Source organism: Metallosphaera cuprina Ar-4 (assembly GCF_000204925.1).
Lineage (GTDB): Archaea > Thermoproteota > Thermoprotei_A > Sulfolobales > Sulfolobaceae > Metallosphaera > Metallosphaera cuprina.
This window is the reverse complement of sequence record NC_015435.1, coordinates 1256953-1283187: the sequence shown is the minus strand read 5'-3', so window position 1 is coordinate 1283187 and position 26235 is coordinate 1256953. Positions and strand designations below refer to the sequence as shown.

Sequence of the window (26235 nt, the reverse complement as noted above, 5' to 3'; positions counted from 1 at the left end):
ATTCCCTAATACCTTGTCAAGTAAGGGCAGACAGTGTGTGTGAAGAAACAGAGTTTCTTCCGTAACGAGTCTTTCAAATGAGTCTTCTTTTCTAGTCAATATACAAACTATACGTCTGCTAGCGTAAGTTTTAGGTTACTAAAAACGCTGTTTAACCGCACAGACAGTTAATCGCTTTGTTAATACTTAGAGCGTAAGTATTACCTATTTACTTTAATTTAACTAGTGATCGTTTATTAATACAAAAAGGATTATTTAGGGAATGACGTAAGTAGAAACATTGCATCTATACTGTACAACTGTTTATGCTAACAAATATAGTTGAGGAATGTAAACGGTATGGCATGGTTAAGTTAAATCTAAAAGATATAGAGAGCTCATTGAATGAGTTGAAGGGTTGGAAGTTTGAAAACGATACGTTAGTTAAGGATTTCCTCTTTAAAGACTTTTCGAATTCAGTAAAGTTCTTAACTATGGTACAGCCGGTAGCTGACTCGCTAGATCATCACCCAGACGTGTGTATATTCTACAACAAAGTTAGAGTAACCTTAACAACTCATGATGAAGGTGGGGTCACGGACCTTGATGTGAAGCTAGCCAAAAAGTTAGACGAGCTTGCTAAACTGTTTGAATATTAACCGGGGAGTTAAACAGGTGGTCCAAGGAGTTCACATGATCTTTATAGGCCAGTACTTATACAGCCTCCCTTCCATCTCCTGTTCAACCCTCTCAGGATGATATTTTTGTACTCCTCAGTTGGCTGAGAGTTTCCTTCAGTTTGATCTGAGACGTAAGTTAGCGCAAAGTACTCCCTTTTCTGCTCGTCCATTACCTTTACAGTCCTCCTTACGTATCTTATCAGGTGCCCTTCTGCCTTGTCTAGAGTGTTTAGGTAGTCCTCCAGTAAAGTGTATGTATAACCGCATACCTTGCCGTTCTGATCCTTCTCAAGGTTAGCGCACGTACCGTACTTGCAGGGTACATTGAAGACCATCTTGTATCCAGGTAAAATTGTGTTAACTTCTCTCAATATCTCCTTTACTCCTCTACTGGTAAGAACCTCGTAATTAGTGTTTTCAGCGTATGCGAATAGGTTCAATATTACTGGCATTCCAACCCACCTAGGGTAATCTCCAGAAGGGATCTGTTCCCTGTCCTTAATCAGCTGGTTATACCTGTAAATGTAAACGCCATCCAGCTTGAATTGCCTCTTCTCATCGAAGTAAACCGATGTCATCTCCCTGACGTAAAGGTCATCTTCTTGATTCTTGTAATCCTCTACCTGATCTAGAAGGCCTAGAGTAGTTGCGTCTATCTCGTAAACTTCTCCCCAAACTCTTCCCTCTCCCTTTACCACCCCAGGGTAACCGCCAAGGTCATACATCTCGTAGTTTTCCGCATAGCCCAAACCTACGAATCTAGATCTCTTTAGGTAGTGATGTAACTCGAAGCCGTACCTCAGACTCCCATATACGAAAATGTACATCCCTATCCCTCCATGAATTGTAACCAAAGTTCTAGCTCAGATGAGCTTATTTCCCTTATTGTTTCTCCGTTTTCCTTTATTAGCCCGCCAATGACCTCATATCCGTCTGACACTTTCCTTAACTTTATTTCAACTGTCCTTATTATCTCAGATTCCTCACCTCCAGCCTCACTTAATGACGGAGGATAGTAAATGAGATAGTAGTTATCGTTAGATAGGAGCTTATACCTACCTGACGCTTGAAGTCTCTCTAGCGTTTCAAACGATAGTTTCATCAATATTCCTCTTAACTATAAGTTTTAAATCCCTCATGTCCTCCACCTTCACTGTGTCCCCTTTTCTTATATCATCTAGAGCCAATGCCTCCCAATACTCTCCTTCCAGTACTACGTAACCTATCTTCCCCCTTGGTATGTCATCTATGGCCTTACCTATCTTCCCTTTGTAAGTATAGATGTTCCTTTTCCTTGTCTTGGCTATTACGTAAAACATCCTATATGCTAGGAATCCAATAATGGCCACTGACGGAATAACAACTAGAGGGTCGTATATGTAACCAGTTACTATGAGAGCTATTATCAAGATCAGTATGATTATTACAGGAATTACATAACCGTGTGCCACGAAAATTTTTATTGTCAACCGATATTATAAAACATATTCATGAACTTTCTTTCACTTGGCATTATCTTCATGTTGCTTTCACTTGCAGCTAGTTCGATTCAATACGCCTATTCCTACCAGGTAGGGATCTCGTTCCCCGTTGGCGTAACTTACTTTCCGTTGTTTTCTGTAACCTACACCCCTTTCGTTGAAGGCGTAGTTAATTTAACCTCTTTAAGCATAGGTAGGTCTTTCATTTCCGGTCAACTCTTTCAGTACGGCAACGCTTCTCTTCAACTCAACGTTATGTTAAACGGTACTTATTGGGTACAGAACGTTATGTTATTCCATGAACTTAGCGACAAAACGTTTGAGGTGATCATGGTTGTCAACTTTTGGAACTTGACAGGGCCATTCACTACCTTGATCCAGAATTCAACTATCTTTCAAGGATTAGGAGTATATTGTTATCAAGGACCTAGATTCAACGTCTCTCTTCCAGTTTCGCTCTCCCTTTTCCTCAACTCATCGAGAAGTCTACAGTTCGGATATTCAGTTAATGGGGAAAGAAACGTTTACCTAGATCTACCTTTTAGTGGTCTCTTCAAGTTAGGGGGACTTTCAGCTAATGGACTACCTAATGACCTGGAGATAGTATGGGGAGGCCCAGGAGGAGGTAGCTCGGTTGACATGACCGCTCAGGGAAGGGAGGAGCTCTATTATCTTGACGACGGTAAATTAGCTGTAGTTCCCTCAGCGCTTTCAGTTGGGTTAGACACTGCGGAGTCTGCTTATGGGATTGCAACCTCCCCAGACTTAAGCAACATAACCCTCCCGTCAGCTAACATAAACCGGGGAGTTAACTCACCGTCAGTACTGTGGCCCATCCCTCCTAAAATTAACGTAACACAAATTAACGATATGGTAAAAGTCAAGCTTTATTATGGGAATTATACGTTCTCTAACCAAGTAGTGGAAATAAGGGTGATTAAGGGCCTCTCTCTAACTCCACTATATCAGGGAGTAACTAACGCTAGCGGAGAGGTCGTCTTCAAGAACGTGACTGAGCCATTCTACCAGGTCTATTTCCCGGGCAACTATTCGCTTTCTCAATCTTACGCTCTCTCATCTCCCCAGTTAAATCGTTTGATAGGTTCGACTACAACGGCTTTTGACAACCTAATTAATTTCCTTAAGACATACAATTTTAAAAAAGCATTGAGTTCAGACTTTAATCACGTTAAGTATCAGTCGAAAACTTCAGTTGACTATCTAACTCTAGAGGTTATACTAGGGTTGGTGGCGGGTATATTAATATCAGCGTTAACTTTGAGGAAGTTATCACATAGCTAATGTTAAATAATAAAGAATTTTTATTACCAAAACCACGAATCCATGTTTTTAACTTCAGAAAACATTTATATCATATGTCTTTAATTGCAGACGTAGTCGGTTTAGTCTTCCTGCTTATTATCATTCTGATCTTCGTAGCGTTATCATTTAGGGTAGTGAGGGAATGGGAGAGGGCGGTAGTTCTTAGACTAGGCAGGATATTGGCAATGAAGGGGCCTGGGATAATTTTTCTCATTCCCTTCGTTGACAAGCCTTTGGTTGTAGACCTTAGGGTGAGAACGGTAGACATACCTCCACAAACCACAATAACTAGGGATAATGTGACCGTGTCTATAGATGCCGTGGTTTACTATAAGGTAGTAGATCCGATGAAAGCCGTATCGATGGTTGCTAACTATAATATGGCGGTCTTGAACATATCTCAAACCTCGTTAAGAGACATAATAGGACAAATGGAACTAGATGAGGTGTTAAGCAAGAGAGAGGAGATAAACAAGAGATTGCAGGAGATCCTAGATTCTTACACAGAGGCCTGGGGGGTTAAGGTGACCGCGGTAACTGTAAGGGATATTAAACTCTCCCCCGATCTGTTAACTGCGATAGCTAAGCAGGCGGAGGCTGAGAGGCTTAGAAGAGCTAAGGTGATACTGAGTGAAGGAGAGAGACAGGCCGCAACGATCTTAGCAGAGGCATCAAAATCGTATCAGAACAATCCGATGGCAATTCAAATAAGGTTCCTTGAGACGCTCTCCGATATATCTCAAAGAGGAGGATTAGTGGTAGTTGTCCCTGCAGGTAAGGGAATTTACCCCACTTTAGCAACTTCTATGGCACTTGCAAACAGGCTTAAAAAAACCGAGGGCTCAGCTAAGAAGGAGGGAAGTTGAAAAAAGTAACTATCATGGGAGTAGGTCCCGGAGATCCGGAACTGCTTACTGTTAAGGCATTGAAAAGGTTGAACCAATGTAACTCAATATTTTTTACAGGATCCTTGATAGGTGATGAGATTAGGAAACTTATTGAGGGTAAGAGAGCATTTGATACCTCTTCTATGACCATGGAGGAAATAGTAAGCAAAATTAAGACCGAAGTTGAGGAGGGAATGGAAGTATGCGTTATTCACGATGGTGATCCGTCGATTTACGGTGCGATAAGCGAAGAGATGTTTCTCTTAGGTAAGGAAGGAATAGAGACGGAGGTAATACCCGGGATAAGTTCGTTCCAGCTCTCCGCGTCTCTTCTGGGGATAGAATTGACGTGTCCCGGTGGTCCCCAGTCAATAATCATTACTAGGCTGCCTTACAGGACGGACTACAAGAAGGAAATTTTAGTTAACAGAGACTCAACAATAATTATTTTTCTTTCCATTCACCTAGTCAGCTTAATTCAGAGCGAACTGTTAAAGACCTTTCCTGCAGACTTTCCAGTGGCTGTGGTTTACCGAGCCGGTTGGCACGATCAACTTATTTTGAGGGGAGAGCTTAAGGATCTAGAAAAGATGGTCAGGGAAAATAAGATAACTAAAACAGCTTTAATCTTCGTAAGCGAATGTTTGAGGTACTCTGGGAAAAGGAGCAACCTATATTCCCCGAACTTCGTTCATTCATATAGGGGATCTCAATGAACCTTTATGGCATAGGGATAGGCCCAGGTGATCCTGAATTAATAACTCTAAAGGCATTAAAAATGATACGAAAAGTTGACGCTATAGTGGTTCCTGTATCCTCATTGAAGTTGACGTATAACGCCGTTAAGCCGTATTTAGGCGGGAAGGAGGTTATAGAATTCAATCTGCCAGTGAGGAGAGATAGATCAGAATACAGAAAGCTGGCAGATTCCATCTCCTCGTATAGGGAAGTTGCCTACGTCACGTTGGGCGATCCAGCGTTTTACAGCTCTCTTTATAGGCTATCTGAACACGTTAGTGTCGCAGAAGTGGTGCCAGGGATCAGTTCCTTCTCGTGGTGCTCCGCCCTTCACAAGATTCCTATTGGTCTAGGAGATGAGAAAGTCCTCATCTCTCCAGGTAACTTAGATGGATCCTATAAAGCTGACACTTTCGTTTTCATGAAGGGAGAAACCGAGGCTCCTATAAAGTGTGGAAACGGTTACTTCACTGTATCTATAAAGAGATCAGCCCAGAGCCGAAACGGTTAGGTACTCATCGAGCTCTATGATGGGCCTATAATATCTAACATATATCATCTCTTTCACCTTTGATAAACCTCTTCTCCCTTATCAATAAAAGGGTTTGCAATTAGCCTCTATAGACAATTAGCTATAACTCGAGCGTAACGATGATCTAAAACATAGAGGATCAGGGCGAGAGCTCCACATCATATCTCAGACGGTTTTGCTTATCCTCATTTCCTGATCTTCTCAAGTAAAAGGTCGACAATATATTTAGATGGGTTCAAGGAGGTAGCGGTTTCAAATCCCTTCCACAAGGGGGCGGCGTTTACTTCTAGAACCTTATATCCGTCGTCTAGATCCTCCACTATATCTACACCTGAGTAATCCAGCCCTAAGGCCTTAGTTGCCTTAACGCTTATCTCCTCTATTTCTTTTAGGTCAGCCGACGCTATCGATTGAACTAAGGCTCCCTGAGCTACGTTTGTCTTCCAATTTTCTTGCGAAATTCTATAAAAACTACCTAATAGTCTCTCTCCTATTACGAAAGCCCTAATGTCTCTGTTAGGTTTCTTCACGTATTTTTGGATGTAGACTGGCTGATTGACTGAAAGTATAGACTTAGCTACCCTGAAGGCGATATCAGGATCGCTAACTCTAACGGATCCTAATCCTAAGCTACCTACTAACGGCTTTATTACAACATCCTTCCACTTCTCTGTTAACCTCATTACCTCGAACGGGTCCTCCAGAAGAGCCGTGTTAGGAACTGGGATTCCAGATCTTTGTAGTTTTATTATACTTGAATATTTATCCCTGGCCAGCAGCATCGAATCTACATTGTTCATTACAGTGACTCCGGCGTTTTCTATCTCCCTTAATACGTCCACTCTCCTTAGCATTTGTTCTATCGTTGTTAGAAACCCTAAATTGCGCAGAAGCGCACCGTCTATCTCAAGGGTTTTCCCAGCGTAACTTATCTTCTCTCCTTCCTCATCTAGTGAATTTATCCTGGATACCCTGATATAGTAGGCCGTGTGTCCTCTGTTCTTAATCTCGAGAAGAAGTTGCTTCGAAGCTTCAGTTACCTTAGGTGACTCGTGAACTACTGCTATCTTTGTCAAGTTATCTCAGGTTAGCGTTATTTTAAAATATTTTATTCTTTATTCCCGATTCTCCGATCAGACCGAAGGCAAGGAAGTCTGGCAAAGCCAACAGTTGATCCACATACTCCCCATCGATTGGTAGCGATCTCACAAGCTGAATGTAACGTTCCTTATACTCGTTGTACTTTAACCTAACGTAGGATTCGTATCTGCCTGTTGTAAGAGAGAACAGTTGCTTAGCGCTTCCAACCAGATTGTCTTTATCTTGAGTCACACAGTCTACATAATCGTCTACGATCTGATATATTATCCCTAAGTTCTTTCCGATCTCCATTAAAGTGTCAAGGAGCTCTATCTTTCCAGAAGAGAATGAGGCTAACATCGCGGGGAGCTTGAAAAGAGAGGCCGTCTTTAACTCAACTGTTCTAACGTAATCGTCATCTTTGCCGTACATGTCCTTAAGAGCTCCCACTGCTGTGTCTTTCCAGAGATCTACGCTTATTTTTAATGCTTTCTCTCCATATCCTGAAATAATGTTTAGTGCGGTGGGAATTAGGTAATTTGACACAAAAATCACTTTTCGGTTGGTGTATACTGCCCAGGCTGCCTTCATACCTCGCCTCAATTCGTCATAATCTACAATATCGTCTAAGGCAAGGGATGCTGAGTGCAGTATTTCTGTAGCTAGAGCTCCAGGATACGCGTTCTTCTCTTCTCCTCCTAAGGCACCATTAAAAAGGAACATTAGCGTACCTCTGAATCTCTTTCCATCCCTCATGATGTACTTAGACATCTCCATAACCTCCCACTCCCTTGTCTCCTTTAGGAACTTCTCTACAAGTTCGTCAATTATCACCCTGCTCCTAAACCAGAATTCCATTAGGTCCAAATGCCATCATCATCCTCTAGTTCTATCCTTTAGAATGTAAGACATAATACTTAAATATATAGGAGCCGTTAAAGGGTCAGTATCTATCTGAACCTCCTTAACTTTCATGTTCTTACTTCTGAGAGAGTGAGCTAATTTCCTGCCAACCATGAAATCAACCCCTGTGTATATTACGTTTGAGTCAGAAAAGTCATTTTCGTAAAACGTTTTTACTTTTTTACCTAGGTTCATCCTAAGGATTGGAAGAGATGGCGAAAGAGTGGGGGAGATGAGGAGGTCTAAATCGATATCAATTTGCTTGATTTTCTCCTGTAACCAATCTTTAACGTCTGAGAGATCTATCTCTTCTTGAAGCCTCTTCGATCTAGGTGAGGTGTAAATGGAAGTCAACCAAGATATTATTGACAACGAGGCGTTAAGCTCACACGTTTCCCCGCTTACTACTATTTTCTTAAGTCGAGAGCTCACTTCACGACAAGTTATTAGAACTCCTTTCGCGTTGAGAGGTACGACCACATTGTCTATATCTCTTATCTCGTCATCCTCATTTAGTAAAAAGACAGTATATGCGTTATCTGAGTACGGAACATCAAGGTAGAGGAAGTCATAGACGTTAAGGATCTTAACTATTTCGCCAGAAAGGGCTGTCTTACCTCTAAGCAAGGTGTAAGCTGGAAGGTCCATCCTGTAACCGTAAACTATTGTGGAGAACTTAGGTAGTTCAAAATTAGTCAGCTTGATCTTCTTTATTATATCAAAGCCGTCTTCAGGGAGTGGCAACATGAACACTCTCTCTCGTCTGGTGCATCGGGCAAGGACTTAATAGTTTCCCTTAAAAGGGCCTTGGCCTTCTCAGTGTTCTCAGCCATCACCTTTGTCACTTCCTCAGCAGTGACTGGAATGTCTGCAAACACGTCATAATCTGTAATCATTGCTATCGTGGAATAGCACATCTCAGCCTCACAGGCTAAGTTAACCTCAGGTACTAACGTCATCCCTATTACGTCTGCCTTAAATACATCTTTCCACACAACGCTTTCAGATCTGGTCGAGAATCTAGGCCCTTCTATGCAAATGTAAGTACCCTTCTCGTGGGCTGTGATGTTTAGCTTCTTAGAACTTTGAATTATTACCTTTCTCAACGAGTTGCAGAAGGGTTCAGCCATAGAAACGTGTGCTACTACCGGACCATCGTAGAATGTATATTGTCTCCCTTTAGTCATATCGATGAACTGATCAGGTATCACGAAGTCTCCAGGCTTGTACTTTAGGTTTAAACTACCTACTGCAGACACTGATATTACCCACTTCACTCCTAGTTCTTTAAGGGCCCAAACGTTCGCCCTGTAGTTTATTTTATGGGGAGGTATTCTATGCTTCCTCCCGTGTCTAGGGATGAAAGCTACCTGCTTACCTTCAAGGGTACCAAGGGTAATGAGGTCGCTAGGCTCTCCATAAGGAGTGTACACTTTAATCTCCTTGGTGTTTGAGAATATCTCAGGATCGTATAGACCGGATCCGCCAATTACCCCAATCGAGGCCTTTTCTTTTCCGCTCATGCCTGATATCAATGAAGGTATCTTTTTAAAAGTGATATGGCGTTACTGTGCAGTTATGTCAATGGGTTTATTGAAAAAATTTTAGCATAGTTGTCAATCGTCTAGGTTCTTCTTCTCCTTTATCGTTCTCAAGGCGACCATGGTGTAAGTCGACGAGACCCCCTCTAGCTTTCCAATGTAATCCAAGACTTTAGCTAACTCCTCCCTAGACCTCACCCTTACCTTTAAAAGAGCATAATATTCTCCTGTAACGTCATAAATGTCATAGATCTCGTCCATTTCTACAAGTTTCTTGAGAATATCCTCGTATTTTTTCGGTTCCGCTTTTATAAGGATGAAGGCAAGTACGTTAAGGCCAATCCTATCCAGGTCTATCTCTATGCCGAAGTTCTTTATTACCCCTTCCTTTACAAGCCTCTTGACCCTCATATGTATAGTCGATTCGCTTAAGTCGAGCATCTTAGCTAACCTAGAGAACGGTGTCCTGGCGTCCTTTTGCAGAATACTTAGTATTTTCTTGTCAACATTATCTAGATAATAATAATCAGTCATAATATAGCACTCCCAAACAGTTTAATAAGATCTAACTTCCCGAAGTCACCCATAGCGAACTTTACAACTAGTTTGGGATCCGCCCTAAGTAACACCTTCTCTAAGGACTTAACCGAGTTGGATGCCTTAGCCCTTTTTATGACTGAGGCGTGAATCTGTAAGCTCCAATAGAGCTTACTATTCCTGAACTCCTTTGAGAAGTCCTTCCCTTCGAGCAAGGAGTGAGCCATTATTTTAGAGGATATTATAGAGGGCCTTATACCTTCACCTGTAACCGCATAAACTGTGCCAAGCGCCTCTCCAATATAATTTCCATTAAGTCTCTCCTCGATGACTCCAAAATCAGCAACTCTAGCTCCATGCCTCACCAGTATTTTCCCTGAGGTTATTGACTTCAGTTTTTCTGAAATGAACTCTAAGCTAGAGTACCCGCCCACTCCGATTTTAGCCCCTAATGGATCAGGGAAGATCCATCCATATCCCAGGAGGTCGGAGTAAAAGTACATGTCAACCATCTCGGGATCGTAGTTGAGATCAGTTACGTACTGTAACGCAGGTATAGTTAGGTCCTTCGAGAGGGAGTAGTGACCCGTCGCTAAAATCACTTTGTCCGCTTCCTCGATTTTACCATTTAGCTTTAACTTCCCGTTTTCAAGCACGGCTTTTGAGTTAAGACGCAGGTCTACCTTCTCTCCTAATCTCCTAAGCATTAGAGGTTTATCCACTATATACCCCAGCTTACTCCTCTCTCTGACTTCTGAGATCAGCTTCCCATCCAAGAATATTCTAAATCCCTTTATTTCGCTGTAAATAGACTCCTTCGGTATTTCAATGTAATTCTCTATCCCCCTTAAGACACCCCATGCGCAAGGTTTCTTACCTACGTCATCTAATCCTTCGTATACGGTAACGTCGAATTTAGTCCCCTTCAAGAACCAGGCTAAAGATATCCCTGCAGGTCCTCCTCCTATTATGGCAATTCTCATCGGAACACCTTTACTTCCTAAAGTACATCATAAGTATAAAGCCCATTGTAAGAAATCCAGTATAAAGGATTATTAATTCGTAAAAGTTGTGAAGGAACTTACCAATTATGGCTCCAATCAATATCGTTAATACAAAAGCGAAGTAACCGTCGGCCAGGTAAAGTATCTCCTTCTTGAACAAGCTTCTCCAGATATCTTTAGTTGCGAAAAAGAAAGAAATGAAGAAGGGTATAGATTCAATTAGCGAAACGATTCCAAAGGGTCTAGGGTGAAGTGGTAGTACGAAAAACACACCTAGAGCTAAACCGAACGAGAAAATTCCAGTAAAATACAGAGAAACTATAGAGTTGTCTTTGCTTGTCCACGGCTTGTAGGTCCAAAAGAGATAAAGAACTATCATAAGACCTACGACGGTAGTACCAATAAAGGCGAAAAAGCTATCAGCCAAACTGGGTATTACAGGTAATAGTATTAAGAGTAAAGAAACTCCAGCTACTTGCCAATCCTTCATTTAAACCATGATACACCTATTATTAAAGATAAAAATATCTAATGGTAACATGGTATCATGAGATACAATAAGCCAATACTTCTCATTCACGGTGGTGCGGGCACATGGAGAAACGTCGACAAGGAGAAGTCTTTATCAGTTATGCAAGAGTCTTTAGATAGAGGATACTCTGAATTTAGAACGGGAGGATCTATTGAGGCCGTAGTTGAAGCTATAGCGGTGATTGAAGACAGTGGGGTATTTAATGCGGGCGTTGGGAGCGTGAAAAACTCGGAGGGAAAGGTAGAGATGGACGCTGGTTTAATGTTCGGTAGGACTTTATCAATTGGGGCAGTAGCGTCCATAAGGGCTAGGAACCCTATAAGAAAGGCCTACCAAGTGCTTAAGGAGGGGAGACATGTGTTGATGGCGAGAACGTATTGGGAGGACGTTGACGTAAATGAAGGTCATGCTCAGGGAGATACTGTAGGAGCCGTTGCCCTAGATGAACAAGGAAATCTGAGCGCTGGTACGAGCACTGGAGGAATAAGAGGAAAGCTGCCCGGAAGAGTTGGGGATTCTCCAATACCCGGGGCAGGATTTTACGCAACCGAAAGGGTAGCAGTATCATGTACAGGCGTAGGAGAGTTGATACTGAAGGTCCTTCCTGCCAAGGAGATAGATACTTTAAGGGCTATGGGGTATTCACTAGAGGATTCATTAAGGGCAGTTCTAAACAAATTTACTGCCACGTTTGGGAGGGACAACCTAGGTATGATAGCGTTAGATTCGGAAGGTAACGCTGCAGCATCATTTAATACTGAGGCAATGCCCAGAGGTATTAGATGGAGAGAAGGGAAGAGAGTGTTCTTTAAAGAGGTTGATTCGTTGTGAAGATCCTTGTGCTTAGTAACATAAGGTTCCCTGAACCTCATATAGAGAGCGTACTGTCTAACGTAATAAAGAAGGAAGAACCCGAAACTATAGTGCTTAACGGTGACACCACTCAATGTTACTGGGACTACGAGTGTCCCAGAGTCATTGATGTGCTCTACGTGATAAGAAGTATTGCACCCTGGGCTCAACTGGTTTACATACAAGGAGACATGGATCCGCATGCCTTGAAATGCATAATGGCCGAACCTAGGTATAGAGAGGAGATAATAGGCACTACTATGTACATCGCTGATGCCTCATCGATAAAGTACTATATCATTCACGGTCATCAAGGCGATATAGATCAGCTGAGAAAGACGGTTGGAGCCGGACCCTGGGATTGGCTCGTAATAGGCCAGCATAAAAGGCTCGAAGTTGATAAGTTAGCTAGAGTCATTTATGCTGGGGGAATAACTAGGGAGTTCCCTCCAGAAAGTAGAGGGTACGTTGTTATAACCGACTCTTCGCACTACACACGTAGTCTTACCCACTGATTTGTGGTAATATATCAGGCATCTTCTGAATTATTTTAACGTCATATAAACCTTCTATTGGGTCCTCACCTTCCTCCCATATCACTATCCCATCTGCCATAATCACGTTTCTTTCCCCTTTGGAGAATATTATTTCACCAATGGAGGGAACCCTTCTTAACTTCCTTACTACTCTCCTAATCTCCGGGGTGAATTTTTTATAAATTACTTGAACTATCACACAAATATATTGTCCAGTTAAGTTAAAAGATAAAAGAAGCGTAGTGAAAGTATAACCTCGTTCCGAGATGCATCACTAATATTAACTCCAGGCTGAGGATGTAGATTATGGATCTGAGAAATAAGTCCCTCCTCGTCTTGGTTCAGGTCAGAGAGGAAACTCTTGCTGACGTGTTCAGGAAAGCGATGAGGGACGCCAGAACCGCAGGCTTCAGGAAAGTTATGATAAATGTCATTTCATCGCTTCCTCATTGGCAAGTGTTAGCTAACTGCAGGGAAGCTATACTAGATAATATTGACCTGGGACTCGAACTGTTCGTTTGGAATCCCGGTGACGTAGAGAAGATGGTTGATAAATACATCCAGGCGAAGCCGGACGGTCTGACAGTTTATTGTGACGAGGATAACAGGTTTTCAATGGTTAAGTTGGTTAGTAATCTTCCGGACTCTCTCAAAACTGGAATTGTTAAGGACAATTGTAAGTAGTTTTTTATTTTAGATCGATATCAAGTTCCTGGGATATTTTTGAAACAGCTCAACTACGACGTGTTAATAATAGGTGGAGGTTTTGCAGGATCTACAGCTGCCTGGCACTTAGCCAATAAAGGATTGAAGATACTGCTCATCGACAGTAAGCCGTGGAGTAGAATAGGAGATAAGCCTTGTGGAGATGCAGTAAGCAAGGAACACTTCGACAATTTAGGCATGCCTTATCCTGAAAACGAACAGTTAGAGCAGAAGATAGAGGGGATAAAGCTTTACAGTCCAGATATGTCTACCGAGTGGACGGTAAGAGGAGAGGGCTTCGAAATAAACGCCCCAGCTTACACGCAGAGGATATTAAGGGAGGCTCAAAATCGAGGAGTCGAAGTTATGGATATGACCACTGCGATGAAACCTATCTTAGATAACGATTTCGTGAAGGGAGCGATTATATTTGATAGAAGAAAGGAAGAACAAATCGAAGTCAGGTCTACCGTCGTAATTGAAGCTACTGGTTACTCAAGGAGCTTCAGAAGTAAGTTACCTCAGAACGTTCCAGTTGCAGAAGATATGGACGAGAGGGATGCAGATATAGCTTACAGGGAAGTGGCTTACACCAAGGAGGAGATTGAGGAGCCGAGTTACCTGAAGATATTCATCAATCAAACCACATCTCCTGGAGGTTACTGGTGGTATTTCCCAAAAGGAAAAGATAAGGTTAACATAGGGCTAGGTATTCAAGGAGGTATGGGGTATCCTAGCATTTACACGTTTTATGAAAAGTACTGGAGAGATTACGGCTCCGACGTAGATAGAAACAGAATGATAGTAAAGGGAGGCGCTCTTGTACCAACTAGGAGACCCTTAGATACGTTAGTGTGGAACGGAATAATTGTTATAGGAGACTCCGGTTACACCGCTAATCCGGTCCATGGAGGAGGGAAGGGATCAGCTATGATATCAGGTTTTTGCGCCGCCAGGTCAACCCTTAACGCTTTTGAGAAGCGTGATTTCTCCTCTCAGTCTCTATGGGAAACTAACTTGTGTTATAATGAGAGATATGGAGCTAAACAGGCGAGCTTGGAACTGTTCAGAAGATTTCTACAGAGACTGAGCGACGACGATATCAGCTACGGTATGAGGAGGAAGGTCATAAAGGAGGAAGATCTACTTGAGGCTAGTACAACAGGAGATCTTCAACTTTCTGTAGCGGATAAGGCCATGAGAGTACTCTCAGGACTTGGTAAACCCTCCTTGTTATTCAAGCTGAAGAACGTTGCGCAGTACATGAAGGACATAAAGGACCTTTACAGGAACTACCCAAGAAATCCGGCTAAACTAGACGCGTGGAGAGCCGATGTGAAGCAGCTAGTCTCAGAATTTGATAAGGTAATCTCCAAGTAAGGATATGGCTAGCATAACGTAAGGGAAAGCAACAGGTATCCAGAAAGTCCTCATGGCGAAGTTTCCCACCTGTTCTAGCCCCTCAATCATTATCGAAATGAACTTCCCTATAGCCTTAGTTTTTACGTCTATTATCATGTAACCAGCCTCTACCTCTCTTAACCTTGACTCAGCCATTTGAGCTGCCTTTTCGGAGGGCTCGAGGAGGGCTGGACAAGGTTCAGCAGGAGTGTATAAGTTTCCAAAGCTTGTTCCTGTGCAAGAGTGATCATCAGGAGTTACGAGGATTACCCTATCAAATCTAGATTTAAATTTCTCCTGTATTAACTTACCTGTCTCTTCATCAGCGTTGTTTGCAAACACATAGATTATCAGAACCCTCTTTTCCCCGTCATCTAAAACCAGTGCCTTAACTTTGTCATTGCATACACCTTCGCATTTCCTATCTAGTTGTGTCTCCCCGTACCCAACCCTGAGCACCCTTTTCTCTGGCATCAACCATCTTTTTGTTAAGAATTCCTTCAGGGCAGTCTCATCCCTGCGGCTTATCTCTTCTTTTAGCGACTCGTTATGGCAGTCTACAACGAAATTGTTAGTCTTGAGCGAGGTGTCCCAAAGGTCTCCTGGCAAATCGTCAATTCCGTATCCAGGTCTCTCCGCGAAATTAAGGGAAAACCTGTCAAATACCAAAGAGGTTATCCTAAACCTATCTTGTGAACTAAACGCTATTCCTAGGAAAGACAACTTATTCCACTTACCGCTTCTTATCTTCTCCGATACTTCCCTTGCTACCTTTAACGACTCTCTGCTCGAAGCTAGATCCAGCTCGTGACTTCCTGGTCCGTGAAATACTATCGCTTTAGCGTTTAGTTCCTCCTCCACTTGATAAGGAAACAGGGAGCTACCTACTCTCCCGTACATTCCGAAATGAATTCTGGGGAGTATTATTGTAACCTCACCCAGCTTTAACGCTACTATAGACGAGTTAATCCTGGTTGATATGCGTTCTAGAAAACTCTCCACTTCCTCTTCCCTTTTATAGCTCATGGCTCTTAAGAATGGCCTGACTATCTTCAGTGATGGTATCCCTGTAACGTCCTTCCCCTTCCTATTGACTAATATAATGTAAAGGTAGGAGAACACACCTACAGCAAGATAAAACGCAACGAAAAGCCCCACATTAGTTGGTAAGGTCAGAAGTCCAGATATCATTCCAATTCCAGTTGACAAAGCTGGTGACGTTAGATCTCCGTAATCTATTAGCATTATGTAAGTCATTAGAGGTATAAATAGTCCGAAAGATAGGCTTACTATCAATGGAAGAAACGAGGTTATCAAATAAATAATTCCAAAAATTCCCATCATGGCTAAAAAAGTTTTAACCCTTTTATGCAGAGCAAAGAAATTAAGGAGAATGTAAACTAGAAGCCCAGCGATGTATCCTATCCCATCGAACAGAGACCTAACTAAGGATAACCCAACCTCAGCTCCCACCCATATCGACAAAGCCTGTACGGATGGTAACCTTATTAATTTGGAATAGTAGCTCCTTGTTAACTTTTCTGAATCCACGAGTAATCAAAGAAGGGGAGGATAAAAAAATGATTGAAAACGCTTTGTCGGAGCTTAACCCTCTAAAGACCCTAAGGAATGACCTTGGAGAATGCGTTATGTATTACGTGGAGCTAAAGGATTTAGGGGAGTTTTTGATCTTCGAGTTTCAAGGGAAGACGAACTATGTAAAGGTCATGAGGCCCTTTCCAGGTAGGTGGAGTTGCGATTCTGCTCTATATAATCCTCGCGGTCTTTACGTATTTGATTTAGGGAAAGGTATAACAGGGAGGGACATAATAAGTAGGATAGAGGCTATTTCAAAATGGTCCCAGACTATGATTTAATCATAAGCGACGTTGACGGTGTGATTCTAACTGAAGGAGAACCTATATGGGAAAACATTATTCCTCTAAAGAAGCTCTTGGACAAAGGTAAGAAGATAATCTTCGTAACTAATAACTCTGGTTTCAGTAGAGTTCTTCTCTCAAGGCAACTAACTTCTCTAGGCCTGCAGGCCGAACCTAAGGATATAATAACTAGCGGACTCGCGGCGGTGATTTACATGAAAAGGATGCTAAGAGTCAACAGGGCTTATGTGATAGGTGAGGAGGGATTGGTTGAGGAAGTCCAAAACGCAGGAATGGAGGCTTTGTTTACTACCGACGCTGAGAGAGTGAACCCAGAGGCGGTAGTCTTGGGTTTAGATAGGCTGGTTACTTACGATAAGCTTTCCATAGGAATGAGGTGCATCTCCAAAGGTGCCAAATTCATTGTGACCAACATGGACAGATTATGGCCATCCAAGGACGGATTGAGATTGGGGGCCGGAGCGTTGGCTAGTGCTATAATATATGCAATAAGGAAGGAACCGGACTTCGTAGCGGGGAAGCCGAATAGGTGGATAGTCCAAGTCGCAATGGAGATGACAGGAATTAAGGACCTAAGTAAAGTGCTTGTCATTGGAGATCAGTTAGAGATAGACATAAAGATGGGTAACGACATGGGAGCTGATACGGTTTTAGTGACCACAGGTATCAACAAACGAGAGGACGTTGAGAGGCTGGGTGTACATCCGACGTTTCTGGTTAAGAACCTCACTGAACTAATATCCTAAAGTAATTCTTAATAACACATCCAATGTGATTTTTTGTATGGACAAACTTCTTTATGACGTAGTTGTTTTAGGAGGAGGTCTTGCGGGACTGATGTCTGCCCATGAGGTTGCTTCCGCAGGCTATAATGTTGCGGTCGTTTCTAAGGTCTTTCCCACTAGGTCTCACTCCTCTTCAGCTGAAGGAGGCATAGCTGCATACGTGCACGGAAACTCGGATCCAAACGATAACCCAGATTACATGACATATGACACCGTGAAAGGAGGAGATTACCTTGTGGATCAAGATGCGGCTGAACTCCTCTCTCAGAAGTCCGGTGAAATAGTCCAGTTCATGGAGAGATGGGGGACGCTATTTAATAGGCAACCTGATGGGAGAGTGGCTTTAAGGTATTTTGGGGGCCAAACTTATCCGAGGACTAGGTTCGTGGGGGACAAGACTGGGATGGCGTTACTACACACGCTTTATGAGAGAGTTTCAGGCCTCTCTGTAGATTTCTACAACGAGTGGTTCGCTGTTGACCTTGTTTTAGACGAGAAGAGGGTAGCTGGAGTTTTAGCCCTTGAGATGAGGACGATGGAACCTTCCTTATTCGTAGCTAAGAGCGTAGTAGTAGCTACAGGAGGTATGGGTATGCTCTACGCTCACACGACAAACGCATACATAAACACGGGTGACGGTTACGGGATGGCTTTGAGGGCTGGCGCAGCGCTTAAGGACCCTGAATTCGTTCAATTTCATCCAACTGGTCTGTATCCGTCAGACATCCTGATAAGCGAAGCCGCTAGGGGTGAAGGCGCGGTCCTTAAGAACAATAAAGGGGAGAGGTTTATGGCTAGATACGCTCCAAAGAAGTTGGATCTAGCGCCTAGAGATATAGTTTCAAGGTCTATGACGATTGAGATAAGGGAGGGGAGAGGCTTTCCTGGAGGTTACTTAGCGCTAGATCTCACTCATCTCGGGGAGAGTTACATAAAGGAGAGGCTGGCCCTTGCTTACGAGGCGGCTCTAAGCTTCGCTGGGGTGGACGCCACTCAGGAACCGATACCAGTTAGGCCCGCCCAACACTATTATATGGGAGGGATAGACGTTGATATCACTGGAAGGAACCCTGATCTACAGGGACTCTTCGCAGCTGGAGAGGCTGCATGCGTGTCCGTTCATGGAGCTAATAGGTTGGGTTCTAACTCCTTGCTGGAAACGTTAGTTTTTGGAAGAGAGACTGGGAGAGCTGTGGTTGAGTACTTAAAGAAACATGAGGGACATTCATCAACGTCTTTAGAAAGGGAAGCAGAGGGACTGTTGGACGAGGCCTACCGTTTCGTAAAAAGCGAGTCGGGAGTTCACTTCGGTGAAATCTTAAACAAGTTAAGACAAGTAATGTGGGACGATGTGGGAATCTTCAGGAATGAGGACCTATTGAAAACAGCGCTTTCTGAGGTTGAGAAGCTTAGGTCACAAGTGAAGAACATGTACGTTTCGGATAAGAGCAAGACTTACAATACAGAGTTCTTTAACGCCCTAGAGTTAAGAAATATGATGGATCTGGCCGTTGTCATAGCTAAATCAGCTCTCAATAGAACTGAATCCAGAGGGGCTCACTTTAGGACAGATTACCCAGAGAGGGACGATAAGGCGTGGTTGAAACATACCATATCTTACCTTAAGGGCAATCAGGTGGAGATAGGATATAAACCAGTCACGTTCACGAGATGGCAACCTGAGGCTAGGGTGTACTAAAATGCAACAGAGTATGAAACCGTCCGAAAAGTTAGAGCAAGTTGAGATAAAGGTCAAGGTTAGGAGATTTAACCAGGAGAGAGGCCAATATTGGCAGGAGTACAAGCTAGTTGTAGATAGGTTCACTCAGATGACTGAGGTCCTTAGAAGGATTAAGTCAGAGCAGGATCCTACCCTGGCCTACAGGGCCTCCTGTCATATGGCAGTATGTGGAAGTTGTGCCATGAAGTTAAATAACGAGCCTAGACTAGCATGTAAGACCTTAGCCTTGGATTTGGTCAGGAAGTACAACACTAACGAGATAGTTGTGGAACCTATGGATTTCTTCAAGGTCGAGAAGGACCTCATAGTCGATATGGAAGACTTCTACTCTAGGATGTACAAAGTCAAACCTAGGCTGTATCCCGCTAAGGAGGTAGTAGAAAACAAGGCGGAGCAGAGGTTAACTCCTGAGGACCAGAAGGAGTTATGGAAGTTTGCCCAGTGCATATGGTGCGGTCTCTGCGTGTCCTCCTGTCCCGCAGTTAGGATCGATAAGGAGTTCTTAGGGCCTGCAGCTCACGCTAAGGGGTATAGATTTCTTGCCGATCCTAGAGACACACTATATGAGGAGAGGCTAAAGGTTCTAATAGATAGCTCGTGGAGGTGTACGTATTGTTATCAGTGTTTTAACGTATGCCCCAGGGATGTAGAGCCCGTAACTACTATAAAGAAGACCAGGGCACACACTAAGTTCCTTAAGCAGAAGTCAGAGGTGGCTGAGACTGGAGAGAAACATGTAAAAGCTATTTTCGAAAGCATAAGGAACACAGGAAAGCTAGAGGAAGCAAAAGTTTACTTAACCACATACGGTTTAGTTACATCGATAAGAGACATGTTATATACGATGAGGAACGGCAAGACTCAACTCGCCTTAATTAAGGAGAAGAAGGTAAATGAGATTGGTCAGATTCAAAAACTAATGGGTGAGAAGGAATGAAGGTAGCTTATTATCCTGGTTGTGCAACCCATGGATTATCTAAAGACGTAGATGTGGCCACGAAAAAGGTGGCAGAGGTCCTAGGGCTTGAGTTAGTAGAAGTTGAAGATTGGAACTGTTGTGGAGGAGGTTTCCTGGACGAGTACGATGAGAAGGCTCACGTATCGCTGAACTTGAGAAACCTATCCAAGGTCGAAAAGATGGGACTCTCTAAAATGGCTACCCCTTGTAGCGTTTGCCTACAAAGTCATAGGCTCGCTGTGAACAACTATAAGGAGAACACTGAGTTAAAGAAGGAAGTAGATTCTAGACTTAAATCAGCATCGATAGAGTATAAGGGCACAGTTGATGCGGAACACATAGTGTGGGTTTTAGTGAGAGACGTAGGTGTAGAGAAGATAAAGTCTCACGTCACGAGACCCCTTTCTCAACTTAAGGTTGCAACGTATTATGGCTGTCAAATGTTAAGGCCAGAGAAGATAATGGGTTTTGAATCTCCTTATAACACTCACAGTTTAGAAGATCTAGTATCTTCTACTGGCGCCACTCCCGTTAGGTTCCCAATGGCGACCGCTTGTTGCGGTTTCCCACTAATGGGTAGCAATCCCAAAGGCGGGTTAAAGTTAGCATACAACGTGCTTAATTCAGCTAAAAGCATGGGGGCAGATATAATGATCCATCCTTGTAGCTTATGTCACTTACAGCTAGACGTTACCCAATATAAGGTTATGGACGAGTTCAAGACAAATTGGACTATGCCAACTATGTACGTTACGCAGCTCTTAGCCATAGCGTTCGGTATAAGTCCTAAAGAGCTCGGATTGAGTAAAATAGCAATGAAGGCGTTGGAACAGAGGGGAATTACGTGATTAACGATCTGAGTCCTATTGGAGGAGAGTTAAGCGACTGGAGAGACGTCTCAGAGAGGCCTGGTAAGGACCCGTTCGCGAAGGAGGCTGAGTATAAGGTAAATGACATATTTTGGGGTAAGTTGCATAAACGTAATACTGGAGAACTGTACGTGCTCATCATCTCGAAGATTCCCTTCAATTGGAAAGAAAGGGTAAAGGACTTGAAATTGAAAGGCGAAGTGGTGGATGCAGCTGGTGGAATCATGTGGATCAGAACCGAAGAGTCAAACCTGCTAGAGGACCTGGCTTCAGTAAGGGACTACCTCGTGAAAATAAAGTCACAGGTCTCCTCTAAATGAGAGGAGGCCCTAGCTTCACTCCGCCGTGGTCTCACGGCTGTTTGCTAGGTATGGCTGAGTAATATCCTCTGGAGAGCAAATAAAGCATTCGCTAAACTTTCGACAAGGCTTTGTCCAGGTCCTCAATTAGATCCTCAACGTCCTCAATACCAACTGATAACCTGAGCAGCGAATCTTTTATTCCAGAGGCCTTTCGTTCTTCAGGAGATAAAGTTCTGTGGCTCATCGTTGCTGGATGAGAGATGAGAGAGTTTACACCACCCAGGCTTTGGGCTGGAACCACTATTGACGTTGACTTCATCACCCTTAACGCTTGTTCAGCATTACCCTTGACTTCAAAGCTAACTACCCCGCCATACCCTTTAAGCACTCGTCGAGCAACCGCATAAGTCACGTGACTCTTTAGGCCCGGATAGTAAACCTTTGAGACTTTGGGATGGCTTTCAAGAAACTCCGCGATCTCCTGGGCGTTCTTATTTATTACATCCATCCTTATCTTTAAGGTCTTCATCCCCCTGATAGTTAGGAACGCAGGATGCGGATCAAGAGATGTGCCGAGGGTCCTTCTCATCATGTCAATTTCCCTCACTAGATCACCTTTTCCGGCTATCAATCCCGCTATCACGTCGTTGTGTCCTGCAATGAACTTTGAGGCACTGTGTATTACAAGAGAAGCCCCGAACTCAAGTGGCTTTTGGTTAATGGGAGTCGCAAAGGTCGAGTCCACCAAAAGAGTGCATCCGGTCTCTCTACACAGTTTACCTATCGCCTCAATGTCTACAACCCTAAGGAGGGGGTTAGTTACGCTTTCAACCATGACGACGTCATAACCCTTCTCTAACATGGTTAGCATCGCCTCGTCCTCTGCAGGCGCGACGTCAACCTTCACGCCCCAAGAAGAGAGGTAATCCTTAGTGAACCTAAGGCTCCTTCCAAACATGTCGACGTGTACAAGCAACTTCTTTCCTGGTCTAAGCAAAGTGAGCAAACTGGTAGATATGGCTCCCATACCCGAGGAGAACGCTAACCCGGCCTCCGCTTTCTCCAGGTCAGCTATCTTCTTACCTAACTCCAAGACAGTAGGGTTAACTTCTCTAGAGTACCTGTACTTTTCCCCTTCTGGATATAAGAAGGCTGAGGTCTGATAAATTGGAATTGTTATAGCTCCGGTAGTGGGATCTATCGCCTCCTTAACTGACTTAGTCGAGTCCTTCAACTTTCACACCACCTCCAATCTCTGTCGTTACGAAATCGCAATCAAACCCGAACCCTCTGCATACGTCAGTCGCTCCTAACTTAATCTTCTCCAACTCGGTCTCCTCATCGTAAAGTACTAAAACTGAGGGTCCCGCTCCGCTCACACAGACTCCCACAGAGTTATACTTCAACGATATCTCACGAATTTTAGGATAGTAGGGGTAGAGCGGCTCCCTAGCCTTCTCTACTATACTATCGTTCATTCCCTCTTGAATCAGGTTTCGGTCCCCTTTAATCAACCCAACCATCAATGAGGAGAGGTATCTAGCGTTTTCCACAACCTTGTTGAGCTCAACCTTGGGAGGAACAAGTTCTCTAGCTCTCTTGGTCTTACCTACTCCAGTAGCCAATCTAGGTATGATCAGCATTATCTTAAAGTCGTAATTAACGGCCACTCTAACTATTCTGAAAGGATCGTGTGAAGTGACTGCGACAACGCCACCAAAAGCGCTCGCAGCCACGTTATCAGGATGTGGAGATCCACTAACAGCTTTCTCCCCTAACACGGCGTACTTCACTATGTCCTCAAGTGAAAGGTTAAGATCTAGGAGCCTGCTTACGGCCGCTACTGCAGCAACCGCAGAAGCTCCACTGCTTCCAAGACCTAGTCCAGGAGGGATCCCCTTAACTATTTTGAGTTTTATGATCCCCTTAATTTTATAATCCTCCATTATCGCCTCAACGGGAACGCTAGCGGAGTTTTTGGAAGGATCGGTAGGTACGCTTGAGTCGGTCTCTATAAAGATTTTACCTTCCCCCGAGTCTAGAAGTTCCGCATATACTACGTCATTAAACGCTCGATGGCTCATAGATAGCACATCGTAACCAGCACCCAAGTTAGCAGAAGACGAAAAAGCTATAGCTCTCACTCTCATGCTCATCGACCTCTTTTAACACTGTAAGGACGCTTAAAGAAGTCATGAGCTGAGAATAATCAGACAAAGTAAAAGGCTTTTTGACCAGCTAACCTTCTGAAAATATTCCTTTAGAGAATTGTTTATCCCTGATCACGAGCTTCAGCTTCTCTTGGACCAATTTCTCTCCCTCGATGTAACCCTCGGGAGCTATTACTTTGGCCTTTCCAAGGAAGAAAGAGGCTGTAGCAGGAGACTTTAATTTAACTGCAGGCTCGTTCACGAGCTTACTCATTCCTATCCAATCGTTATATCCTATTTCATCCCCCTTCCCGTTAACTAAGATCCATCTTTTAAGCTCTTGGTACTCGTTCAAGTCCTTCCCACACACGAGGTCACTTATCACCAATATGTCGCCTATACCGAACTTCAGAGCCGCACACGCAGGAACGGATCCTAAAAATATCTTTCTCACGTTAAGGTCCTTCAGTTTAGGGTCCTCTTCCCCTATTAGGACAGGTCTCGTGTCAAGGGCCTTAGCGAACACTTTAATCTTCTCTCCCTCCTCTACATATTTTCCAGCCTGCAGCATAACGAAGCCGTCAGAGCTCGCGAAGGTTCCCACCATGTAACTCTCAGTAGGTACTGGAAGGGCAAAGTAGACCTGACCTTTCTTGAATAGGAAGACAGGTATCATGGTTGTCCTAAACCTATCAGCCTGTATAGGTAAGATTGATATCGCTTCAACTTCACCGTTGTAAGTATATCTTCTGGCCAGATGCTTTCCGTTTAGTTTCCCTATGTATTTTTCAACTAACCTATCAAAAAGGAAAATCGTAGCCACAATGTTGCCTGACAACCCGAAAATGGGTTTCCCCTTTATCTCTCCTAGTATAGTTGGCTTCCCCGGTTTAACGTTTATACCCTGGACTATGATCTTACCTTCCTCCCTAATTATTTGATGTACGTAGTCCTTCTCGCCAGCGCTTGTGCCACCAGTAGTTATTATCAGATCAGCTGAGTCCGAGGCTTTCATTATAGCGTTCCTAATAACTTCCTTGTTATCTGGTAAAACTTCATAGTTTACTACCTCACAGCCCATTTGAGTTAGTTTAGATAAAAGGAAGTGAACGTTGCTCTCATATATCTTTCCTTTAGGTAGATCAGATCCTGGAGAGACCAACTCGTCTCCTGTTGCAATTACGTACACTTTTACCGAATCGAAGACCTCCACTCTATTTATACCTAAAGAAGCTAATGATCCAACGTCCTCTGGGGTAACCTCTTGTAACTCATCTAGAATTATTGAACCCCTAGGTATATCGCTTCCTACCCAAGCCACGTTAGTCCCGAATCTAACTCTCTTGTTTATTATTACTTCTGAGCCATCAACTTCGGTCTCCTCAATCTTAACCACCGCATCTGCCCCTGAGGGGATGGGTGACCCTGTGTCCACCTCTACGGCTTCTCCTCCCTTGATCCTTATGTCTTTCCACTCACCTATTGAAATCTTATTCACTTTTTTGAACTTTCCAGGAGTTGAGCTTGAAACTATTGCAAATCCATCAACGGTCGATCTAGAAAAAGGAGGATAGTCTATTTCTGCCACGACTGGAGAAGACGTGATTTTACCAACGGATTTTAATATATCTAACCTAGAGACCCTACCTTTAGGTGGGAGAACACTTAAGAACTTATCTAAAGCCTCGTCTATACTAGGTAGATTAGTCTCTGGAACAAAATTCCTCATAAATAAAAATAGACAAAAGCTCCTTTTTAAATGGATTATGTAAATTAGATAGATATTAGTGCGGCTTCCTGTAGCTGTTGAAGAACTTCCACTATTGGACCTTTAATCTGATCCTCTTCAACTTGACCTTCTACGCTTATCTCGTGGATTATATCGCCCACAGTTTTCTCCCCATCGCACATGGCCCAAATGAAATAAGCTATCCCTGCAACCTCATAAATCTTCTCCTCGCTCAGCTTTATGATGTACTTATCCTCGTTTTCGCTCTTGTCAATGAATTCCCCCTCTCTTCTTGGCTTCTTATCCTTAATCTCGTCATAGCTGAGATGAGAGTGGGATCTCAGATCCTCTTGAGGCTCCCCCTCATGATTGTCCGGTGTTCTACCCTCGTAACTCACTCTTCTTCCTCTCCGCCTTCCTCGCCTTCTCTAGGTTTCCTCCTGTATCCACCGCCGTAGTTACTGTGACCGCCGTATCCTCTCCTGCCTCCTCTTCCTCTAAAGCTCCTTCGTGGAGGCGAATCGTCTGTTGGACTGTTTTCAGGTACTTGATCGGCTTCAGGTATTGACTCCTCTGCAGATTCGGTTATCTTAGATCTGCTCCCTGCATTCAACTGAACTTGTCCTTTGAACACTGTGGTCCAAGCGTTCTCTACCTTTATTATCTGCCCTTCTTTCACTTCGTCTGCTTGATTTCCCCACAGGGTGAGTTTGACTCTCCCTGTGTCATCTCCAACCATTACTTCGCGTATTGTTCTAGGGCCGTTCTTAGTTTGAACGACCTTCTGCTCACCTACTTCTAAAACTCTGGCGGTCACATTTATGTTTTCCATCCCGCCTTTTAGGTTTCCTATCTTTTCATCCATATATCTCGACTCACACGAATTTGTTAAATCAATTTTGTAACTCTCATATATAAATCAGTTGGTTATGTTCAGAAACTATATCTATTTGTTCTGTTAAACAAAGTGGTTCATTCGCAATTTATGTATCTATATAGTTAATTTAATTCAAGTCTGAGACCCTTTCCTAAGAACTTCGAGAGCATATGTTTCGACCTCGGAAAAACTTTAGAGAAAATTTATAAATG

32 protein-coding genes are annotated in these 26235 nt (G+C 43.3%); 15 read left to right on the top strand and 17 right to left on the bottom strand.

What is annotated here, in order from left to right; all coding sequences use genetic code 11:
* Window positions 1-344 precede the first annotated feature (344 nt).
* Entirely contained in the window at window positions 345-638 is a 294-nt protein-coding gene (locus MCUP_RS06650) for a 4a-hydroxytetrahydrobiopterin dehydratase (protein WP_013738019.1), read from the top strand.
* A 41-nt stretch (window positions 639-679) separates the two neighbouring features.
* Here the strand turns inward: MCUP_RS06650 and MCUP_RS06645 are convergent, their stop codons facing one another.
* Genes MCUP_RS06645 through MCUP_RS06635 form a run of 3 tightly spaced genes read right to left on the bottom strand, consistent with a single transcriptional unit; the run spans window position 680 to window position 2110 of the window.
* Window positions 680-1486, bottom strand: a complete 807-nt coding sequence (locus tag MCUP_RS06645; protein ID WP_013738018.1) for a gamma-glutamylcyclotransferase family protein — start codon at window positions 1484-1486, stop codon at window positions 680-682.
* Between the two features lie 2 nt (window positions 1487-1488).
* Complete coding sequence (locus MCUP_RS06640) at window positions 1489-1761, bottom strand: hypothetical protein (protein ID WP_013738017.1); 273 nt, start codon at window positions 1759-1761, stop codon at window positions 1489-1491.
* Window positions 1745-2110: an NfeD family protein gene (locus MCUP_RS06635; protein WP_013738016.1), complete on the bottom strand. Its 366-nt coding sequence runs from the start codon at window positions 2108-2110 to the stop codon at window positions 1745-1747. The genes MCUP_RS06640 and MCUP_RS06635 overlap by 17 nt, the downstream gene beginning before the upstream one ends.
* 39 nt (window positions 2111-2149) lie before the next feature.
* On the opposite strand from MCUP_RS06635, the gene MCUP_RS06630 reads away from it, so the two are divergent.
* The 4 genes from MCUP_RS06630 to MCUP_RS06615 all read left to right on the top strand — a co-directional run bounded on the left by MCUP_RS06630 (window position 2150) and on the right by MCUP_RS06615 (window position 5599).
* Window positions 2150-3442, top strand: coding sequence for a thermopsin family protease (locus MCUP_RS06630; protein ID WP_013738015.1), 1293 nt, complete (start codon window positions 2150-2152; stop codon window positions 3440-3442).
* A gap of 74 nt (window positions 3443-3516) precedes the next feature.
* Entirely contained in the window at window positions 3517-4329 is an 813-nt protein-coding gene (locus MCUP_RS06625; protein WP_013738014.1) for a slipin family protein, read from the top strand.
* Entirely contained in the window at window positions 4326-5066 is a 741-nt protein-coding gene (locus MCUP_RS06620) for a cobalt-precorrin-4/precorrin-4 C(11)-methyltransferase (protein WP_148230915.1), read from the top strand. Before MCUP_RS06625 ends, MCUP_RS06620 begins: the two co-directional genes overlap by 4 nt.
* A complete protein-coding gene (locus MCUP_RS06615) occupies window positions 5063-5599 on the top strand; it encodes an SAM-dependent methyltransferase (protein ID WP_013738012.1) in 537 nt (178 codons plus the stop codon). Before MCUP_RS06620 ends, MCUP_RS06615 begins: the two co-directional genes overlap by 4 nt.
* Before the next feature lie 206 nt (window positions 5600-5805).
* Here the strand turns inward: MCUP_RS06615 and MCUP_RS06610 are convergent, their stop codons facing one another.
* The 7 genes from MCUP_RS06610 to MCUP_RS06580 all read right to left on the bottom strand — a co-directional run bounded on the left by MCUP_RS06610 (window position 5806) and on the right by MCUP_RS06580 (window position 11175).
* Window positions 5806-6696 carry an ATP-grasp domain-containing protein gene (locus MCUP_RS06610; RefSeq protein ID WP_013738011.1) on the bottom strand — a complete coding sequence of 297 codons (891 nt, stop codon included), beginning with the start codon at window positions 6694-6696 and terminating at the stop codon, window positions 5806-5808.
* A gap of 22 nt (window positions 6697-6718) precedes the next feature.
* On the bottom strand, window positions 6719-7567 hold the full coding sequence (gdS-2, locus tag MCUP_RS06605; protein WP_013738010.1) for a hexaprenyl pyrophosphate synthase: 849 nt from the start codon (window positions 7565-7567) through the stop codon (window positions 6719-6721).
* Window positions 7568-7576: 9 nt separating this feature from the next.
* The gene (locus MCUP_RS06600) at window positions 7577-8350 is read right to left on the bottom strand and encodes a hypothetical protein (protein WP_237697974.1); all 774 of its coding nucleotides are present in this window, start codon (window positions 8348-8350) and stop codon (window positions 7577-7579) included.
* Window positions 8317-9126, bottom strand: a complete 810-nt coding sequence (locus MCUP_RS06595) for an S-methyl-5'-thioadenosine phosphorylase (protein WP_013738008.1) — start codon at window positions 9124-9126, stop codon at window positions 8317-8319. Before MCUP_RS06595 ends, MCUP_RS06600 begins: the two co-directional genes overlap by 34 nt.
* A gap of 93 nt (window positions 9127-9219) precedes the next feature.
* Window positions 9220-9678: an Lrp/AsnC family transcriptional regulator gene (locus MCUP_RS06590; protein WP_013738007.1), complete on the bottom strand. Its 459-nt coding sequence runs from the start codon at window positions 9676-9678 to the stop codon at window positions 9220-9222.
* Window positions 9675-10664, bottom strand: coding sequence for an NAD(P)/FAD-dependent oxidoreductase (locus tag MCUP_RS06585; RefSeq protein WP_013738006.1), 990 nt, complete (start codon window positions 10662-10664; stop codon window positions 9675-9677). Before MCUP_RS06585 ends, MCUP_RS06590 begins: the two co-directional genes overlap by 4 nt.
* A 10-nt stretch (window positions 10665-10674) precedes the next feature.
* Window positions 10675-11175, bottom strand: coding sequence for a hypothetical protein (locus MCUP_RS06580; protein WP_013738005.1), 501 nt, complete (start codon window positions 11173-11175; stop codon window positions 10675-10677).
* 57 nt (window positions 11176-11232) lie between these two features.
* Here MCUP_RS06580 and MCUP_RS06575 point away from each other — a divergent pair, with 57 nt between their 5' ends.
* On the top strand, window positions 11233-12048 hold the full coding sequence (locus tag MCUP_RS06575; protein ID WP_013738004.1) for an isoaspartyl peptidase/L-asparaginase: 816 nt from the start codon (window positions 11233-11235) through the stop codon (window positions 12046-12048).
* Window positions 12045-12584 (top strand): metallophosphoesterase family protein, encoded by a 540-nt coding sequence (locus tag MCUP_RS06570; protein ID WP_013738003.1) that lies wholly within the window; start codon window positions 12045-12047, stop codon window positions 12582-12584. Before MCUP_RS06575 ends, MCUP_RS06570 begins: the two co-directional genes overlap by 4 nt.
* Here MCUP_RS06570 and MCUP_RS06565 read toward each other — a convergent pair.
* Window positions 12574-12804 carry a hypothetical protein gene (locus MCUP_RS06565; protein WP_013738002.1) on the bottom strand — a complete coding sequence of 77 codons (231 nt, stop codon included), beginning with the start codon at window positions 12802-12804 and terminating at the stop codon, window positions 12574-12576. The two genes, MCUP_RS06570 and MCUP_RS06565, sit on opposite strands and share 11 nt — an antisense overlap.
* Before the next feature lie 107 nt (window positions 12805-12911).
* Between MCUP_RS06565 and MCUP_RS06560 the strand changes: the two genes are divergently transcribed.
* Window positions 12912-13289, top strand: a complete 378-nt coding sequence (locus tag MCUP_RS06560) for a DUF5751 family protein (protein WP_013738001.1) — start codon at window positions 12912-12914, stop codon at window positions 13287-13289.
* A gap of 39 nt (window positions 13290-13328) precedes the next feature.
* Window positions 13329-14690: a digeranylgeranylglycerophospholipid reductase gene (locus tag MCUP_RS06555; protein WP_013738000.1), complete on the top strand. Its 1362-nt coding sequence runs from the start codon at window positions 13329-13331 to the stop codon at window positions 14688-14690.
* Here the strand turns inward: MCUP_RS06555 and MCUP_RS06550 are convergent.
* Window positions 14661-16262: a DUF2070 family protein gene (locus tag MCUP_RS06550; RefSeq protein ID WP_048057557.1), complete on the bottom strand. Its 1602-nt coding sequence runs from the start codon at window positions 16260-16262 to the stop codon at window positions 14661-14663. The genes MCUP_RS06555 and MCUP_RS06550 overlap by 30 nt on opposite strands.
* 29 nt (window positions 16263-16291) lie before the next feature.
* Here MCUP_RS06550 and MCUP_RS06545 point away from each other — a divergent pair, with 29 nt between their 5' ends.
* Genes MCUP_RS06545 through MCUP_RS06520 form a run of 6 tightly spaced genes read left to right on the top strand, consistent with a single transcriptional unit; the run spans window position 16292 to window position 21285 of the window.
* Window positions 16292-16588 carry a hypothetical protein gene (locus MCUP_RS06545; protein ID WP_013737998.1) on the top strand — a complete coding sequence of 99 codons (297 nt, stop codon included), beginning with the start codon at window positions 16292-16294 and terminating at the stop codon, window positions 16586-16588.
* Window positions 16567-17358 (top strand): HAD-IIA family hydrolase, encoded by a 792-nt coding sequence (locus MCUP_RS06540; RefSeq protein WP_013737997.1) that lies wholly within the window; start codon window positions 16567-16569, stop codon window positions 17356-17358. Before MCUP_RS06545 ends, MCUP_RS06540 begins: the two co-directional genes overlap by 22 nt.
* A 37-nt stretch (window positions 17359-17395) precedes the next feature.
* Entirely contained in the window at window positions 17396-19096 is a 1701-nt protein-coding gene (locus tag MCUP_RS06535; RefSeq protein WP_013737996.1) for a succinate dehydrogenase flavoprotein subunit, read from the top strand.
* A gap of 1 nt (window position 19097) precedes the next feature.
* Window positions 19098-20075, top strand: coding sequence for a succinate dehydrogenase/fumarate reductase iron-sulfur subunit (locus MCUP_RS06530; protein WP_013737995.1), 978 nt, complete (start codon window positions 19098-19100; stop codon window positions 20073-20075).
* Entirely contained in the window at window positions 20072-20944 is an 873-nt protein-coding gene (locus MCUP_RS06525; RefSeq protein WP_013737994.1) for a CoB--CoM heterodisulfide reductase iron-sulfur subunit B family protein, read from the top strand. Before MCUP_RS06530 ends, MCUP_RS06525 begins: the two co-directional genes overlap by 4 nt.
* The gene (locus tag MCUP_RS06520) at window positions 20941-21285 is read left to right on the top strand and encodes a hypothetical protein (RefSeq protein WP_013737993.1); all 345 of its coding nucleotides are present in this window, start codon (window positions 20941-20943) and stop codon (window positions 21283-21285) included. The genes MCUP_RS06525 and MCUP_RS06520 overlap by 4 nt, the downstream gene beginning before the upstream one ends.
* A gap of 91 nt (window positions 21286-21376) precedes the next feature.
* Here MCUP_RS06520 and MCUP_RS06515 read toward each other — a convergent pair whose 3' ends face one another.
* The 5 genes from MCUP_RS06515 to MCUP_RS06495 all read right to left on the bottom strand — a co-directional run bounded on the left by MCUP_RS06515 (window position 21377) and on the right by MCUP_RS06495 (window position 26011).
* The gene (locus MCUP_RS06515; protein WP_013737992.1) at window positions 21377-22501 is read right to left on the bottom strand and encodes an aminotransferase class I/II-fold pyridoxal phosphate-dependent enzyme; all 1125 of its coding nucleotides are present in this window, start codon (window positions 22499-22501) and stop codon (window positions 21377-21379) included.
* On the bottom strand, window positions 22485-23423 hold the full coding sequence (locus MCUP_RS06510) for a homoserine kinase (protein WP_013737991.1): 939 nt from the start codon (window positions 23421-23423) through the stop codon (window positions 22485-22487). Before MCUP_RS06510 ends, MCUP_RS06515 begins: the two co-directional genes overlap by 17 nt.
* 82 nt (window positions 23424-23505) lie before the next feature.
* Window positions 23506-25146, bottom strand: a complete 1641-nt coding sequence (locus MCUP_RS06505; RefSeq protein WP_013737990.1) for a molybdopterin-binding protein — start codon at window positions 25144-25146, stop codon at window positions 23506-23508.
* Between the two features lie 44 nt (window positions 25147-25190).
* Window positions 25191-25544: a PqqD family protein gene (locus tag MCUP_RS06500; protein WP_013737989.1), complete on the bottom strand. Its 354-nt coding sequence runs from the start codon at window positions 25542-25544 to the stop codon at window positions 25191-25193.
* Window positions 25541-26011, bottom strand: coding sequence for a single stranded DNA-binding domain-containing protein (locus MCUP_RS06495; RefSeq protein ID WP_013737988.1), 471 nt, complete (start codon window positions 26009-26011; stop codon window positions 25541-25543). Before MCUP_RS06495 ends, MCUP_RS06500 begins: the two co-directional genes overlap by 4 nt.
* Window positions 26012-26235: the final 224 nt, after the last annotated feature.

What these genes read in the sequence shown, in the direction of transcription:
- MCUP_RS06560 (WP_013738001.1), top strand. Translation starts at nt 12,912, where the DNA reads ATGGATCTGAGAAATAAGTCCCTCCTCGTCTTGGTTCAGGTCAGAGAG.
- MCUP_RS06510 (WP_013737991.1), bottom strand. Translation starts at nt 23,423, where the DNA reads ATGAGCATGAGAGTGAGAGCTATAGCTTTTTCGTCTTCTGCTAACTTG.
- MCUP_RS06580 (WP_013738005.1), bottom strand. Translation starts at nt 11,175, where the DNA reads ATGAAGGATTGGCAAGTAGCTGGAGTTTCTTTACTCTTAATACTATTA.
- MCUP_RS06575 (WP_013738004.1), top strand. Translation starts at nt 11,233, where the DNA reads ATGAGATACAATAAGCCAATACTTCTCATTCACGGTGGTGCGGGCACA.
- MCUP_RS06650 (WP_013738019.1), top strand. Translation starts at nt 345, where the DNA reads ATGGTTAAGTTAAATCTAAAAGATATAGAGAGCTCATTGAATGAGTTG.
- MCUP_RS06505 (WP_013737990.1), bottom strand. Translation starts at nt 25,146, where the DNA reads ATGAGGAATTTTGTTCCAGAGACTAATCTACCTAGTATAGACGAGGCT.
- MCUP_RS06525 (WP_013737994.1), top strand. Translation starts at nt 20,072, where the DNA reads ATGAAGGTAGCTTATTATCCTGGTTGTGCAACCCATGGATTATCTAAA.
- MCUP_RS06630 (WP_013738015.1), top strand. Translation starts at nt 2,150, where the DNA reads ATGAACTTTCTTTCACTTGGCATTATCTTCATGTTGCTTTCACTTGCA.
- MCUP_RS06495 (WP_013737988.1), bottom strand. Translation starts at nt 26,011, where the DNA reads ATGGATGAAAAGATAGGAAACCTAAAAGGCGGGATGGAAAACATAAAT.
- MCUP_RS06535 (WP_013737996.1), top strand. Translation starts at nt 17,396, where the DNA reads ATGGACAAACTTCTTTATGACGTAGTTGTTTTAGGAGGAGGTCTTGCG.
- MCUP_RS06615 (WP_013738012.1), top strand. Translation starts at nt 5,063, where the DNA reads ATGAACCTTTATGGCATAGGGATAGGCCCAGGTGATCCTGAATTAATA.
- MCUP_RS06540 (WP_013737997.1), top strand. Translation starts at nt 16,567, where the DNA reads ATGGTCCCAGACTATGATTTAATCATAAGCGACGTTGACGGTGTGATT.
- MCUP_RS06625 (WP_013738014.1), top strand. Translation starts at nt 3,517, where the DNA reads ATGTCTTTAATTGCAGACGTAGTCGGTTTAGTCTTCCTGCTTATTATC.
- MCUP_RS06545 (WP_013737998.1), top strand. Translation starts at nt 16,292, where the DNA reads ATGATTGAAAACGCTTTGTCGGAGCTTAACCCTCTAAAGACCCTAAGG.
- MCUP_RS06595 (WP_013738008.1), bottom strand. Translation starts at nt 9,126, where the DNA reads ATGAGCGGAAAAGAAAAGGCCTCGATTGGGGTAATTGGCGGATCCGGT.
- MCUP_RS06640 (WP_013738017.1), bottom strand. Translation starts at nt 1,761, where the DNA reads ATGAAACTATCGTTTGAAACGCTAGAGAGACTTCAAGCGTCAGGTAGG.
- MCUP_RS06530 (WP_013737995.1), top strand. Translation starts at nt 19,098, where the DNA reads ATGCAACAGAGTATGAAACCGTCCGAAAAGTTAGAGCAAGTTGAGATA.
- MCUP_RS06590 (WP_013738007.1), bottom strand. Translation starts at nt 9,678, where the DNA reads ATGACTGATTATTATTATCTAGATAATGTTGACAAGAAAATACTAAGT.
- MCUP_RS06645 (WP_013738018.1), bottom strand. Translation starts at nt 1,486, where the DNA reads ATGTACATTTTCGTATATGGGAGTCTGAGGTACGGCTTCGAGTTACAT.
- MCUP_RS06585 (WP_013738006.1), bottom strand. Translation starts at nt 10,664, where the DNA reads ATGAGAATTGCCATAATAGGAGGAGGACCTGCAGGGATATCTTTAGCC.
- MCUP_RS06600 (WP_237697974.1), bottom strand. Translation starts at nt 8,350, where the DNA reads ATGTTGCCACTCCCTGAAGACGGCTTTGATATAATAAAGAAGATCAAG.